The sequence below is a fragment of the Pedobacter fastidiosus genome (genome assembly GCF_014306625.1).
Taxonomy (GTDB): Bacteria; Bacteroidota; Bacteroidia; order Sphingobacteriales; family Sphingobacteriaceae; genus Pedobacter; species Pedobacter fastidiosus.
Map to the genome: position 1 here is coordinate 92,749 of NZ_JACRYL010000002.1, position 14,914 is coordinate 107,662.

Below are 14,914 nucleotides of genomic sequence, written 5' to 3' on the forward strand. Positions count from 1 at the left end.
TTAAAGTTCCATATTCATTATTTTCATTACCCGCCTAAACTCATCGTGCAGGTCTGCTTTTAAATGTATTTTATCAGAAGTAATTGGATGGGTAAAACTCAATTCGGATGCATGGAGAAGCATAGTCGTCATGTTCCATTGTTCTAAAAAGAATTTATTCTGTTTATTACAGCCATGAGTTCTATCTCCAATAATCGGGTGTAAAATATGGCTGAAGTGTTTTCTTAATTGGTGCATCCTCCCTGTTTTGGGTGTAGCTTCAACTAAAGAATATCTAGATGTTGTGTGTTTTCCAAAAGCCACATCAACTTCTGCTCTTTGAAGCGTTCGAAAGGATGTGAAAGCTTCTTGAATGGTTCCATTTTCTTTAGTTAACGGATAATCAATATCCATAGAATCTGGAGCAAAACCTCTCAATATAGCAAGATATTTTTTATTGGTTTCTGCATTCATAAATTGCTGTTGCATAGCAGTTTCAGATACCTTATCAAAAGCAAAAAGTAATATTCCGCTTGTTTTTCTATCCAATCTATGCACAGGGCTAACGTGTTTCCCAATTTGATCTCTTAACATCTGTAATGCAAATTCAGTAGCATCTCTTGCAATTGAGGATTGGTGAACCAACAAACCATGAGGTTTATTAATGGCGACTAAATATTCATCCTGATAAATTATCTCCAACATAATCGGCGAAGATAACAATATTGTATTTGTTTTATTTCTCTAATTAAATAAATCAAAAGCAAGTCTGTAGGTATTGCAGTGTGCATCAACAATATCTTTTATATCGGTAGAATACCCACCACCCATGCTCACTTGCACTGGCAGGTTCTTGTTTTTGCAGGTTTGGAGCACAATTTTATCTCGCTCCTTGCAAGCTTGCTTAGATAATGACAGTTTCCCAAGCTTATCTGTAGCCAGCACATCTACACCAGAAAGGTAAAAGACAAAATCAGGTTGTGATTGCTCAAAAGCTTTCTTAAGATTAATTTCTAAAAGATTAAGATATTCCTCATCCTCAACACCATCATTTAATGGAACATCTAAATTTGAGATTTCCTTTCTGAAAGGAAAATTCTTATCGCCATGCATGGAAAATGTAAACACCCTAGACTCCTTTTTAAAAATTTCAGCTGTGCCATTTCCTTGATGTACATCTAAATCAACAATTAAGATTCGGCTAGCTAATTGCTTATTTAATAAATAATTAGCACAAATTGCCTGGTCATTCAATAAACAAAATCCTTCTCCCCAATTGCTCCCTGCATGATGTGTACCGCCTGCTACATTAAATGCTATTCCATTTTGTTTTGCAAAGATTGCGCATTCAATTGTTCCCTGCGTAATCCTCAACTCCCTTTCAACAAGCTGTGCGCTTAATGGGAATCCTATTCTTCTTTGTTCTTTCGGCGATAAAGTTAAATGCTTTAATTGCCCCCAATAGTTTTTATCGTGCGTTAGTAAGATTAAATCTTCATTTACAGCATCGGGACTAAACAAATTTTCTTGCTCTATAGTACCTTCATGCAAAAGTTGCTCAGGAATAAGCTCATATTTAAGCATCGGAAAACGATGCCCTTCAGGTAAAGGATGCGCATAAATGGGATGCCAGGCAATTTTAATCATTAACTCAAAATCTCCTCTACATGCTTTTCAATATTGTTGCAAATTGTATCTACTGGTAGGTCGTTAGCATCGTTTCCAAATGGATCTTCTATTTCTTCAGCTATAAGCTCCAAACTCGCTAATACATAGAGAATAAAGGGAACAATTAGCACCAAAAAATAACCCAAACTAAATACCCATCCTATAGGAATTGTTAATACATAAACGAATATAAATTTTTTAATAAAAGCGCTGTAGGAAAAAGGGATTGGAGTATTTTTAATGCGTTCACAACCTCCACAAATGTCAGTAAATTGGTTTACATCATTTGTTAGCACAATCAACTGTTCTTGAGAGAATAAGCCCCTATTTAAAAGCTCATATAACCTCGTAATCATACTGCTGGCAATTTGGTTTGGAATGTGCTTTCCGTCTTCAACCTCAATAAGAAAACTGTTTTTGCCGAAGTACTTTTTTTCTCTAAGATGCTCCTTTAACGCAAATGCATATTTTGGAATTCCATATTTAAAAAAGCGAACATCTTCTTCTGGTAGTTTTAAAGCCTTAATTTTCATTGCAAAATTGCGACTAACATTTGTAAGAGATCCCAAAAGCTTTCGTCCATCCCACCACCTATCGTATGATGTATTTGTTCTGAAAACCAGCAACATGGAAATCACAAAGCCCAAAAGACTATGCATCATTCCAACATTACTAACATAACTGCTTTTTGAAAGTTGAAAAACATTTAACTCAAGAAAAGCAACGATACCGGAGAAAACTGCTACACTAAGCATTAAAGGCCATAATTTTCTAAAAGTATCTGCCTTATGAATGTGAAATATAAAAGTGAACCAATCTTTGGGATTATAGTTGATCATATTTGAATATTGATTTTATAACTTATTGGTTAAAGAGCAAGTACTTTTTTACTCACTTCAAGTAATGCTTTTCCTGTTAGGTAAAGATCTTCGTAAGAATTATAAAGCGGGATCGGACTTAATCGAATCACATCTGGTTCTCTCCAATCACCAAGTACATGATTAGCAATCAATCCATCAAAAATTTCTTTACCTTTTTCTTTTGCAATGATGGAAAGTTGTGCGCCTCTATCTGCTGGATTTTCAGGTGTTATAATTCTGTATTGTTCAACTCCTAAATCTTTATTTACTTGATTAATAATAAATTCTAAATAGCTAGTTAAAGTAATACTTTTATTTCTTAATGGTTCTATAAAACCGGCAGACTCGAATATTTGAAGTGATGCATGGTAAAGCGCCATTGGCATAACCTGTGTGCAACTGATTTGCCAACCATCTGCTCCAGCTTCAGGAATAAATCCCTTTTCCATTTTGAAGCGTTTGTTTTCCTGATAACCCCACCATCCTGCAAAGCGATTTAAATCACTTTTAAAATGCTTTTCATGTACAAAAATCCCGCTAATGCCACCAGGACCAGAATTTTGATATTTGTAAGAACACCAACAGGCGAAATCAATGTCCCAATCGTGAAGTTTAACAGGAACGTTTCCTGCGGCGTGTGCTAAATCAAAACCAACAATAGCGCCAACTTCATGGCCCGCTTCCGTTATAGACTTCATATCAAACCATTGTCCGGTGTAATAATTAATTCCACCAAAAAGAACTAAAGCAATTTCATCACCATTTTCTTTGATTTGCGCAATGATATCTTCAGTACGAAGTGTTTCTTCACCCTCTCTTGGAAAAACCTCTATAATTGCATCTTTTGGATCGTAACCACGAAACCTTACCTGACTTTCTAGGGCATATTGATCTGACGGAAAAGCACCGCCTTCCATTATAATCTTATATCGGCTTCCTTTGGGTTGATAAAAACTAATCATCAACAAATGAAGGTTAACCGTTAAAGTATTCATTGGACAAACCTCAGCTTCTGACGCACCAACCAATGGCGCCATCAATTTTTTGAGCTCTTTATGGTAAAACATCCAAGGCTCTTTACCTTCAAACCAACCTTCTACTGCATAGTTTGCCCAGTTGTCTAACTGTCCTTTAAGTACTTCTTGCGCTACTTTAGGCTGTAAACCCAAAGAGTTACCACACAGATAGATAAAATCTTTTCCATTCGATTTTGGAAACAAAAATTGGTCTCTAAATTTGCTTAAGGAGTCATTATCATCCTGAGCCTTTGCAAAAGCTAAATTATTTTCGAAATTCATTGCCTCAATATTACAAAAAAAGCAGGTATTGTTTCCAATCCTGCTTTCTAAGAAATAATATTTATTTAGAATTTCATGGTATCGTGTTTTCCTAAATCTGGTGTATCGCCAGTAACAAGTGCTTTTAGCGTGCTAAATAAAACAACAATTTTTGATGAGGATGAATCCCAATACTCTGCTTCATCTGGAGTTACTTTAATCAAAATTAATCTAGGATCTTCAACTCCATCAGGAAACCAAGCTTTAATAAATGGAGAAAAATAAGCTTCTGTTCTCACTTTGTCATCAACTAACTCTGCTTTGCCCTTTACCGTTAAATAGGTGTTTTTAGATGGATCGCTATAAGCAAGGAGGACATTGTTCTCTTTAGATATTTCTTTTGATTTAGGAGAATATTCATTGGTGTAGAACCAAATACTGCCGTCATCTTCTATTTTGGCAGTTCCCATTGGCCTGCTCCCAAACTCATCGCTTACAGAAAATGTAGTGAACATACAAATACGAACACTTTCTGCCATCTCTTTTAAAATTGATATATTTTTCTCGTTTTTCATCTTATAAGTATTTGAATGAAAAACAGGATAAACCAGAAAATGTTTGCCGTAAACTTAAATCTTGTTTGGTTTGCTTACATATTTGTTGCCTTTTACAAAAAATCTCCATGGCAATAAAGCATGTTCTTGAGCATAAGCAATTCCTACTCGTGGCGAAATTGAAATTTCATCATCAGAAAATTTAATTGACTGATCTTCAATCCAGATTTCCGTACCATTTAAATTTTTAGCATTAAAAGATCTGTCAATCCCCAAAGCTTTTGAAGCAGAGCCAGGGCCTGATGAAATTGCACTTTTTGTAAATGGCATATTCCTGCGCTCCTCCATGATCTCTTTTCCCACTAAAGGCTCAATTGCTCTGATAAGGATGGCATGAGGCTCATCTTTAATAGAGCTAACCACGTTAAATAAATTGTGTATTCCATAACACAAATAAACATAAGCAACGCCACCCTCACTATACATAGTTTCGGTACGGCTAGTTCGTCGACCACCGTAGGCGTGAGAAGCTTTGTCCTTAACGCCAAAATAAGCCTCAGTTTCTACAATAATGCCAGCCGTAATTTGATCATCAATTTTAGTATACAAAACCTTTCCCAGCAAATTTTTCGCTAGAAAAACAGCATCTTGATTCAAATAATATTCTGGCTGTAATTTCAAAATCTTCTTAAACTAATTGTTTAATAAAAGTTTTATAACTTGCTCTAAATAAAATTGATCTGTAATATCAAAGTGGTTTAAAAACTCACTATCCACATCCAAAACCCCTATCACTTCACCATCCTTTATCAGCGGGAGAACAATCTCTGACCTTGATGCTGAAGCACATGCAATATGTCCAGGAAAAACATCAACATCAGGAACAATTAACGTTTTAGCTTCTGCCCATGAAGAACCACAAACTCCCCTGCCTTTCTTTATTCGAGTACAGGCAACTGGCCCTTGAAAGGGCGCCAATACGAGTTCTTCACCTTTTACCAAATAAAAGCCTACCCAAAACCAATTAAACTGTTCTTTCAATGCAGCGGAAACATTAGCCATGTTGGCAACAAAATCTGTCTCTCCGCTTAATAATCCTTCTATTTGAGGAATTAAGGATTCGTATTGTTGTGGTTTAGTTGCGGTTTTATTAATAACTAGATCTTCTGCCATCAGATTATACATTAAGGATATGAAGCAAAGTTAATCATCGCAATCAGATTTATGGTTTATCTCTTTCATTCAATAAAAAATTTGCAATTGCATTACACAATCCAGATTGGAAGATGAACTTTCCAACATTCTAGTATTCCATCTATAAATTGAAATCAAATTCATTAATTTTGACCAAATTAATCCCATTGAGCATGATTGTAGCTTTAACTATAACCAAATACCGTACTGCCAACATTATATTTGGATTTATTGGAATGGCAATTTTGCGTTTTCCACTATGGTTAAATAAAAAATGCTCTTTCTGGAAATTAATGGGAAGCGGAAAGGATGCTCAAGTTGATTTAGCCCCAGATTTCAAACATTGGGCTATAATTACCATTTGGGAAAATAAATCTGATTGTGATGATTTTTACAAAAATTCATTCCCAATAAAATGGTTTAGATTTTTTGGAAAAGAAGAATTTACGATATTCCTTAATCCTTTAACTAGTCATGGTTTATGGTCAGGTATAGAACCATTTAAGATAAATAAAAACTCAAAATTAACAACTGGTAAAATTGCTGTAATTACTAGAGCGGCAATAAAATTTAATAAAGTAAAAGAGTTTAGAGATAACATTAAAAGAGCAGCAGTTTCAATGAGAAATGCACCGGGTTTTATTCTTTCGGCAGGAGTAGGTGAAAATCCTTATTTTGATCAAGCTACGTTTTCCATTTGGGAAGATGCTGAAAGTATGAAAAACTACGCTTACAAATCCTTTGATCACGCTGATGTAATTAAACTCACTAGAGAACGAAAATGGTATTCTGAAGAGCTATTCGCACGATTTGAGATTATAGATTGTAGAGGAACTTTAAACGGACAAGCCATCAAAATTTAATTGATATCACTAAAACAGTAAATAAAATTATAAATGAGAGTTATAGCAGAGCTTCCGCATCCAGAATGTAAGATTACAATCTTCTCCATGAATCAAAAATATATAGTAAAATTTGAACAAGGCACTTTTGAACAAAGTTACAAATTAGCTGAAATGGATTTGAGTGGAGGAGGTGTGAATGATGTTTTCGAAATATTAGACGAGGAGTTTATCGCGACTGTTATTGAGCGATTTAAATCTATGCGATCAGACTTTACATTGGCATACAAAAGGCATCAGTTCTAGATATTTTAACTCAGTAACTAATTGATATACAGCAATAAAAACAAGCGTTCAGAATTATATTTTGATTTTTAAGATATTTTAAGCCTAAAATAATGTATTTTAATACACAGTTAATTTATATAGAGCAACATAAATATCTGATATATAAATAATTATTAAATTTAACAGAATTTAATTCTGAGTATCAAAACTGCCAAATATTATAAAGGTTTGAGGATTTTTAACCTAAATTTGAATTTTCATCCTGAGCTTGTCGAAGGATTAGCAAAGGATAAATTTAAGGCATTTCGACAAGCTCAATTTGACAAAAGTCTATAGAAAAATTGATTTATAATACAGCTTGAAAATTAAGTCATCTTCAACCCTTCTAAATTTTTGGACAGAAGATGGACTTAATATCTTAAAACCACTTAAGAAATTCCGTTTCAGTTTAAGAGATTAAAGTATCGTGAACAACTACTCTGTACCAATTTTTCGAAAACTTTTCTACCGCATCAAGATGAATTTTATCTTCTTGATAAATATTGTGTTCTTCCAAAGAATCGAAAGTTAAGGTTAGCGAATAGGTGAAAGAATTATCGGTTACTGGGCGAACTGGAGTGTTAGCGGCCAAACCATAACTTAATGTTTTTATATAAGTAATCTTTTTGAGTGCTTCGAAAAAATTGGCGAAGTCTGCTACTTCTGCTTTGGTAAGTTGGGGTTTGAGCCAGAACATTACAAAATGCTGAATCTGTCCTCTTTTAGTTGTTTCTATCTGCATGATTAATTTAAAATCTTTTAAATATATAAAACGATTTTTATTAGGCACAAAAAAAGCGGTTATGAAATCATAACCGCTTCAATAAAGGATAAAATCATATTAGTTTTTAGGTTGCACACGACCTGATTTTCTGTCTTCGCCTCTACCGATTAAATAACCGCCACCAGCTCCAACTAAACCACCAATTACGGCGCCTCTACCTTTTTTCTTATCAATTAATGCTCCGCCAACTGCACCTGCAACGCCACCGATTACCGAACCTTTAGCGGCGTCACTCCAGCCTTTTTTCTTGGCTGTAGCTTGTGTACCACCATAAGTGCTAGACGAAACTCCAGAACCTGAACTTGCGTATGATGCAGATCTTGCGCCAGATCTTCTAGCAGCAACTAAAGCAGCTTCTTGTTTAGCTTGCTCGGCTTGTTGTTGTTTAGCAATTTCTACTTTTTTAAAGCTATCTAAGCGCAAACTGTCTTTTACAGCTTTAACTGCCAATTGTTTTTCTGCTTCTTGTTGTTTTAATGCTGCTTCTTCTTTTGCTTTATTGTTACAAGCAAACATAACAGAACTTAATGCGATTACTACAAATATCTTTTTCATAACTTTAGTTTTAATTTATGAATCTTGCTTAGCTTTTGATCACCTAACCTTAGCCAAACAGGTTTCATGGGATGTGTTTTTTAGTTAATACAGATACTAAAGAAAAAATGATGCCAAAAAGTTTTAAAATTTAATTTTTTTTAAATCAAATCGGAATACCAAAAGCCTAGTTCATTATTAACATCCTCACTATTAGCACCTAAATCGCCGTTCTGGTTAGGCGTATTATATGTTCTAAATACCATCTCTCCGAGTTCAAAATTGATCTTATTTTTAAAAATCGGGCCTTCAAAGGCAAAAGTATGGAATTCTCCATTTTCTCCACATGGATCAATATCTACTGGCAAAGATTGGATTAAATCGCCGGTAATTACTTCTCCACAAATGTATTTAAGCTTCTGTTGCGCACAAACAATGATTGTTTTATAGTTCAGTTTTAAGAATTCATCAATCAGCAAGTTGGTGTTTTTGCCCCAAAGTGGAAAAATGGCTTGTAATCCAACTTCAGAAAGTTTTTCCTCCCGATATTTTCTTAAATCTTCCAAAAAGATATCGCCAAAAATAGAATGTGTAATTCCTTCCGCTTTAAATGCGGTTAACCGCTCGTACATCATTCGATCGTAAGTTTCCATATCAGGCATATCTGGAAGCCTAATTTGAATTAGTGGAATGCCAATACTTTCAGCTTGCTTTATCAATAATGACTCGCGAACACCATGCATTGAAACTCGATTGTATTTTTCAGTTACAGTGGTGATCAGATATTTAATTTCAATTTCTGGATCTTGAAGCGCATAGTGAAGTGCCAGAGTGCTATCCTTGCCACCGCTCCAGTTAAAAATACAAAGCTTTTTATTGTTCATTTAAAAGAAGTTCTTTTAAAATACGTAAACCTTCCACGGCTCTTTCTTCAATTTTGATGACATTTTTATAGCGCCTAACCTCAGGTATGACAGGGTCAATAATATATTTAGGCACTAAAGAAGGAATAAAATCGATTAAACCAGCAGCAGGATAAACTGCCAATGAGGTGCCAATAAGAACGAATAAATCGGCCTCTCTGCAGATTTCGGCTGCTATTTCTATCATCGGAACAGATTCTCCGAACCAAACAACATGCGGCCTGAGTTGAGAGCCCAATTCGCAGAGCTCTCCCATTTTTAATTCTGAACCCTTAATATCGTATGTTAAATTGGCTTTTCGATCAGATTGGGATTTAGTAATAACTCCATGCAAATGTTTTACCTGAGTAGATCCAGCTCTTTCATGAAGATCATCTATATTTTGCGTTATAATTTCTACCTCGAAATATTTTTCCAATTCCGCCAGTATTTCATGTGCTCGATTTGGCTTGGCGGCGAGAACCTGTCTTCTGCGCTCATTGTAAAACTCTTGTACCAATTCTGGATTTCGCTCCCATGCTTCTGGTGTTGCAACATCATATACATTGTAACCTTCCCAAAGTCCGTCAGAATCTCTAAAAGTTTTTAAACCACTTTCTGCGCTAATTCCTGCACCCGTTAAAACAACTAATTTCATTCTAATTATTTAGCTTACTTATTCGCAAAGACTTTCTGGTTTATATATTCTGAATAATTAACAAACTTTTTACTTATCCGTTCATCTGGCGTAAAAATTTCTGGATGAAACATGCAAGCTAAAGCCTCAATACCTTCTACCAATGTTCCAACACTTGGTTGGGTAAACATATCAAAGTCGGCTACATAAACCTGGTTATTTTTTACAGCTTCCAAATCTTTCCATCCAGGTTTTTGAATAAGGATTTCCATCTCTTCCATACTTCTAGTTACATCAAACCCACACGGAGCGACAACCAAAACTTGAGGATTGTATTTCAAAATCTTTTCCCATTGATTAACGATAGAATCTCCAGCAGGATTTGAAAGCATATCTACCCCACCGGCGGCAGCAATTTGAAACGGAATCCAATGCCCACAATTGTATATAGGTTCGATCCATTCCATTAACATAACACGTTTTAAAGGTGCTCGGTTCGCTCTCAATTTATCTAAAATATTATCAGTCGTTTTTTGAAGTCCGGCCAAGTACTTTAAAGCAACTTCTTCCTTTCCCAAAGCTTTAGCAATAGTTATTGCGCAATCAAATACATCTTGTAAATTATTTGGCGATAACGGAACTAGTTTCGGTTGCTTACTCAGTTTCATAACGGCGGTTTCCGTACAAACAGTATCGATGTTGCAGACTTCGCAAATGTCTTGAGTAAATACAATATCTGGCGAAATGCTTTCCAACAATTCATCATCAACCCAATATAAACTTTTACCCTGTGCTTTTGAAGCGGAGAATATCCGATCGATTTCTACGCTTGTATAGTTTTTCCCTTCCAAAATACACCGTACAATTTTAGGAAGGTCTGTTGCTTCTTTTGGGCATTCGAAAGTAACACCATAGAGATGTTCCTGTAAACCCATATCGTAAATCATTTTGGTGGCGGCAGGTAAAAAAGATACAACTTTCATAATGGAATATTGGCTAAAGGTGATGATGATTTAAATCTAAAGTTAAAAAAAATCCCCTTTTGAATAAACAAAAGAGGATTTAAAAATTTATTTTGATTGTAAATTACAATTTTTGCGTTTGTAATTTCAACACTGGATATTTAGCTTTTAAAATTTCAAAAGCACCAAAAAGAATTGCTCCATAAATTATCGTTCCTTCTAAAAATCTAATTTCGAAAGGAATTGCTTTTTCTAAGCACAACCAAAAACCTGCTAAATCTTGTGTGTAAGCTGGGTTTTTAAACCATACAGGGATATCGGTTACAATCCAATGGATAAAAACAATAACCAATGTTGATGAAAGTAATGTAATTGCATTGATGTTTTTCAACAATACTCTACCAACTAAAACCATTAGCGCAAATGCACCATAAACCCAGTACCAACCTTCGTATAAAAAGCCATTACTGTATTTGCTGAAAATCGTAGTAGAGAGTATAAAATCACTCAAAAATAAACTCAACAATGGAAATGCAAACGCTTTAAGATTATCTTTAAAATATGCTCCACCAAATAATGCTACAGCACCTATTGATGAAAAGTTAGCGAATTGTAAAGCATCAGAATTGAAAGTTACCAGCAAACGGAAAACCGTTAAAACCAATATCATCAATAATAATATCGCAGTACGTGGATTAAATTTTAAGTGTGACATGTTTTTTAGTATCAAGTATTTATTATCAAGTCCCAAAGGGATGCCTTTGGCATATCAAGACTTGAATTGTGTTCAAACTTATTACAAAGTTATATTTTCTTATCGTATATTAAAACTTACGCCTGTATTAAAGTTGAAACCTAAGCTGTTATAACCGATGATTTCATTATACTTTTCGTTCAAAATATTTTTAGCGTCGAAGAAAATCTTAACTCTCTTTTTTGCTAAAGCATATTCAGCATAAGCATTTAATAGTTTATAGGCTGGTAAAGTTTCTACTTTGTAAGTGCTAAAGTTACCATCGGTACGGTTTCCGAAATATCTATAATTAGCGCTAACATATAAATTTTCAGTAGCCTGAACACCAGCTGTTAATCCAAAAGTATGTTTTGGTCTGCGGAAAAGGTAGTCTGCAATTGCATTATCAACGAAGTTAAATTCATTTCCTTCTACATATGAATAATATCCATTGATGTTGAAAATACCGATTTTAACCGCTGGCTCTACTTCAAAACCTTTAGTTTTCTGACTGATCTGATTAATATATCCTGCCGGATAAGCGTAAATAATGGCATCAGTTAAATCACGTTTGAAACCTGCTACTCTTAAAGTAAATTTCTCATCCGCAAAATTGAAGTTTACCCCTGCTTCGTAATTTTGAGATTTCTCTGGTTTAAGACTCAAATTAGCGCCAAACTGACCGAAAAGCATGCTTAATGTTGGAATTTTGAATGCTGTTGACACTGTTCCAAATAATTTAACTTCTTTAATAATGTTGATGCTTGGGGTTATTGAATAAGTATAGTTTTCTCCATATTGTTCATGTTTATTATAACGACCACCAACTTCTAAATTAAATACGCTTAAATCGTGCAAGAATAATGATCCGTAAGCAGCAAAAATATTAGTTTCTGGTTTATTCGTACCTGATGTTAGTTTCATCACACGGTTATCAATTCCTACCAATAAATCTAACTTGTTTCCAAGCTTTTGATTATAAAATAAATCGATTAACGAGATTTTACCTTGGCCAACACTTGGAAAAGAAGTATGAGAATCATTTAAAGTACTTTCGTAACTGTAGTTTAAAGTAACTTTACCCGTGTTAAATTCATATTTAGCATTTGTTCCGGCAGCTACGTTTTTTAAAATGGAATAGTTATTTGCATCAGCAAAAGAACCACCATCAAAATTATAATTGCCACGGAAATAACGCACAAAAGGATTAATTGAAAAGTGTTTATCCAATTGGATTCCAAAATTCGCGTTTACACCATCACTTTTAAAACCGTCTTTATCGAATACTGTTGTGTTGCCAACTGGATTTGCTGCTTCTGATATTCCATCGGTTTTATTGTGAGTATAGTTTACGTTATAAGAAAAACCTTCTACCGCACCATTTAAACCAATTGTTCCTTTGTAGGTTTCGTAACTACCAGCACTTGCCACGCCATAAATGGTATTTCCTTTTGGTCCGCCTTTTTTAGTAATGATGTTGATTACACCTCCAACAGCATCAGATCCATAAATAGTTGATTGTCCACCTCTTAAAATCTCGATGTGATCAATTTGATCGATTGAAAATAAACGTAAGTCGAAAGCGCCACCATTTCCTGATGGGTCATTTTGAACAATTCCATCAATTAATACCACCGCATAAGCACTTCCCGCACCGCGGAAAAACACAGATTTGTTTTGCCCAGGATTACTGCTAGAACCAGCAACAATGATTCCTGCTTGCTCGCTAATTAATTCTGGAAGAGATTTACCATGACTGCGATCTAAAGTTTCTCTACTAATGATAGATACTACTTTACCGGTTTGTGATTGTTTTTGATCGTTTTTTGTTGCAGAAATTACAACGTCTTTAAGTTTTAAAGTGTCTTGAGCACTAGCCAATTGACTAATCGTTAATTGTGCAAACCCTAGGCCAGCTACAATTAAAATTCTTTTTTTGTTCATTTGATTGTGAGTTTTACCCACAGCCAACAGATTAGAAAAGGAAATGAAAATACGTAAACGTTATGTACCTCAATCCTAGCTTCAATCCCCGAAAGCTATGAAATTATACGCTAAGGCAGGTCTTCTGACTTGCTCCCGATTTTTTCTGCCTTCCCGTTTAGTTATTGAACAGTGGCATTTAGATTGAAAAATCGTTAAAGAGCTTACAGCTGCGGGACAGTTGCAGAATTACACTGCATTCCCTTTTAATCCCGATTGTAAAGTCGGGAACCAAAAGCGCTGCAAAAGTAGTAAAATAAAGGGTACTGTAAAATGGATGTTGGATTATGGCTTTATTCCGTCAAAATTTTAACTTTAAAAATCAATCCTATATCATGAAAAAATTAGTTTTCTTTCTATTTTCTTTAATTAGTTTATCGGCTATGGCTCAAAAAACAGATACGATTTTCTTGCATAAATTAATGGAATCGAAACCTGAACTTTTTCAATCCGTTCTAAACCATCCAGATAAAAACCAAGTTCAGATTTTATATACTCAAGTAAATCGCGATGCGAAAAACGTCCCTCATTTTAAAAGCTTCAGTTACAATCTTAATCCAAAACACTACTTCTATCCAGCCAGTACGGTAAAACTTGCTGCAGTAGTTTTTGCTTTAGAAAAAGTAAATCGGCTAAAATCTACTGGCTTAACGGTAAAAAGCACGATGATAACGGATAGCGCTTATAAAGGACAAACTAAAGTTTTGACCGATACTAGTGCCAAAAATGGTTTGCCATCCATTGAACATTATATCAAAAAGATTCTTTTAACCAGTGATAACGATGCTTTTAATAGATTATTCGAGTTTATTGGCCGAGCAGAAATTAATGCCAAGTTGAAAAAAGATGGTTTAAATGAGAGTAGAATCTTGAACCGGCTGGCGATCGGTGATGCTGGAGAATCAGCAAAACACACGAACCCAATCAAATTTTATAATGGAGATAAGGTGGTTTATAATCAAGAAGCGCAGTACGATCCGAAGGAATATGAATTAGATTTAACCAACTTGGTGATGGGAAAGGGTTATATGGATAGCACAGATAAATTGGTAAATAAGCCGTTCAATTTAGCGGACAAAAACGCTTTCGCTATTAACGATCAACAAAAATTGATGCAGAAGTTAATTTCTCCTGAGGCTTTTCCCCTTAAAGAAAGGTTTAATTTGACAGCAGAAGATTATGAGTTGATTTACACTTATATGAGTAAGTTCCCTACTGAAAGCGGATATCCAAAGTATGATCCAAGAGAATTTTGGGCAACTTATGCTAAGATGTTATATTATGGAAGAGAAAAGGATGTGGCATTGGACCCGAACATTAGAATATTTAATAAGTACGGCGATAGCTATGGTTTTATTATTGACAACTCTTACTTCGTTGATTTTAAAAATGGAATCGAATACTTTTTAACAGCCGTTATTCAAAGTAATGAGGATGGAATTTTTAACGATAATAAATATGAATACGATACGGTTTGTTTTCCATTTATGAAAAACTTAGGCAGAAGTATTTACGAATTAGAACTTAAAAGAAATAAAAAGTACAAACCAGATTTGAGCAAGTTTAAAATGGATTATAGAAATTAGAAAAAGGATCTATATTTTTAAGAAGACAGCCTAAAGAAATCTAAAAAATCACTGCTTCTTCTTTTCGAATCAGCATTTTAATGGTAATTATT

The 14,914-nt window shown here is 34.6% G+C and carries 17 protein-coding genes and 1 riboswitch; of the genes, 3 read left to right on the forward strand and 14 right to left on the reverse strand.

The window, feature by feature from the left end; translation table 11 throughout:
• The 7 genes from H7U22_RS02455 to H7U22_RS02485 all read right to left on the reverse strand — a co-directional run bounded on the left by H7U22_RS02455 (position 1) and on the right by H7U22_RS02485 (position 5,511).
• Positions 1-684, reverse strand: a complete 684-nt coding sequence (locus tag H7U22_RS02455; RefSeq protein WP_187069756.1) for a pseudouridine synthase — start codon at positions 682-684, stop codon at positions 1-3.
• Between the two features lie 39 nt (positions 685-723).
• Entirely contained in the window at positions 724-1,626 is a 903-nt protein-coding gene (locus H7U22_RS02460) for a histone deacetylase family protein (RefSeq protein ID WP_187069757.1), read from the reverse strand.
• The gene (locus H7U22_RS02465; RefSeq protein WP_187069758.1) at positions 1,626-2,486 is read right to left on the reverse strand and encodes a bestrophin family protein; all 861 of its coding nucleotides are present in this window, start codon (positions 2,484-2,486) and stop codon (positions 1,626-1,628) included. The genes H7U22_RS02460 and H7U22_RS02465 overlap by 1 nt, the downstream gene beginning before the upstream one ends.
• A gap of 29 nt (positions 2,487-2,515) precedes the next feature.
• Positions 2,516-3,805 (reverse strand): kynureninase, encoded by a 1,290-nt coding sequence (gene kynU, locus H7U22_RS02470; RefSeq protein WP_187069759.1) that lies wholly within the window; start codon positions 3,803-3,805, stop codon positions 2,516-2,518.
• A 65-nt stretch (positions 3,806-3,870) separates the two neighbouring features.
• Positions 3,871-4,359, reverse strand: coding sequence for a pyridoxamine 5'-phosphate oxidase family protein (locus H7U22_RS02475; RefSeq protein WP_187069760.1), 489 nt, complete (start codon positions 4,357-4,359; stop codon positions 3,871-3,873).
• Positions 4,360-4,413: 54 nt separating this feature from the next.
• Positions 4,414-5,019 (reverse strand): DNA-3-methyladenine glycosylase, encoded by a 606-nt coding sequence (locus H7U22_RS02480; protein ID WP_187069761.1) that lies wholly within the window; start codon positions 5,017-5,019, stop codon positions 4,414-4,416.
• Positions 5,020-5,031: 12 nt separating this feature from the next.
• A complete protein-coding gene (locus H7U22_RS02485; protein ID WP_187069762.1) occupies positions 5,032-5,511 on the reverse strand; it encodes a GAF domain-containing protein in 480 nt (159 codons plus the stop codon).
• Between the two features lie 170 nt (positions 5,512-5,681).
• On the opposite strand from H7U22_RS02485, the gene H7U22_RS02490 reads away from it, so the two are divergent.
• Together H7U22_RS02490 and H7U22_RS02495 are read left to right on the forward strand one after the other, a co-directional pair.
• Entirely contained in the window at positions 5,682-6,395 is a 714-nt protein-coding gene (locus tag H7U22_RS02490; RefSeq protein ID WP_248284663.1) for a DUF3291 domain-containing protein, read from the forward strand.
• A 33-nt stretch (positions 6,396-6,428) separates the two neighbouring features.
• On the forward strand, positions 6,429-6,680 hold the full coding sequence (locus H7U22_RS02495; protein WP_187069763.1) for a hypothetical protein: 252 nt from the start codon (positions 6,429-6,431) through the stop codon (positions 6,678-6,680).
• Positions 6,681-7,110: 430 nt separating this feature from the next.
• Here H7U22_RS02495 and H7U22_RS02500 read toward each other — a convergent pair whose 3' ends face one another.
• From H7U22_RS02500 to H7U22_RS02530, 7 genes are all read right to left on the reverse strand, one after another.
• Positions 7,111-7,443 carry a Dabb family protein gene (locus tag H7U22_RS02500; protein WP_187069764.1) on the reverse strand — a complete coding sequence of 111 codons (333 nt, stop codon included), beginning with the start codon at positions 7,441-7,443 and terminating at the stop codon, positions 7,111-7,113.
• Positions 7,444-7,542: 99 nt separating this feature from the next.
• Entirely contained in the window at positions 7,543-8,040 is a 498-nt protein-coding gene (locus tag H7U22_RS02505; RefSeq protein ID WP_187069765.1) for a YMGG-like glycine zipper-containing protein, read from the reverse strand.
• 140 nt (positions 8,041-8,180) lie between these two features.
• The gene (locus H7U22_RS02510) at positions 8,181-8,903 is read right to left on the reverse strand and encodes an adenine nucleotide alpha hydrolase (protein WP_187069766.1); all 723 of its coding nucleotides are present in this window, start codon (positions 8,901-8,903) and stop codon (positions 8,181-8,183) included.
• The gene (locus tag H7U22_RS02515; protein ID WP_187069767.1) at positions 8,893-9,579 is read right to left on the reverse strand and encodes an SIR2 family NAD-dependent protein deacylase; all 687 of its coding nucleotides are present in this window, start codon (positions 9,577-9,579) and stop codon (positions 8,893-8,895) included. Before H7U22_RS02515 ends, H7U22_RS02510 begins: the two co-directional genes overlap by 11 nt.
• 14 nt (positions 9,580-9,593) lie before the next feature.
• Positions 9,594-10,541 carry an ABC transporter substrate-binding protein gene (locus H7U22_RS02520; protein WP_187069768.1) on the reverse strand — a complete coding sequence of 316 codons (948 nt, stop codon included), beginning with the start codon at positions 10,539-10,541 and terminating at the stop codon, positions 9,594-9,596.
• A 103-nt stretch (positions 10,542-10,644) separates the two neighbouring features.
• Entirely contained in the window at positions 10,645-11,235 is a 591-nt protein-coding gene (locus tag H7U22_RS02525) for a DUF6580 family putative transport protein (RefSeq protein ID WP_187069769.1), read from the reverse strand.
• Between the two features lie 99 nt (positions 11,236-11,334).
• A complete protein-coding gene (locus H7U22_RS02530) occupies positions 11,335-13,197 on the reverse strand; it encodes a TonB-dependent receptor plug domain-containing protein (protein WP_187069770.1) in 1,863 nt (620 codons plus the stop codon).
• A 97-nt stretch (positions 13,198-13,294) separates the two neighbouring features.
• A riboswitch (cobalamin riboswitch) is annotated at positions 13,295-13,487 on the reverse strand.
• Positions 13,488-13,571: 84 nt separating this feature from the next.
• Between H7U22_RS02530 and H7U22_RS02535 the strand changes: the two genes are divergently transcribed.
• Positions 13,572-14,822 carry a serine hydrolase gene (locus H7U22_RS02535; protein ID WP_187069771.1) on the forward strand — a complete coding sequence of 417 codons (1,251 nt, stop codon included), beginning with the start codon at positions 13,572-13,574 and terminating at the stop codon, positions 14,820-14,822.
• Positions 14,823-14,914 lie beyond the last annotated feature (92 nt).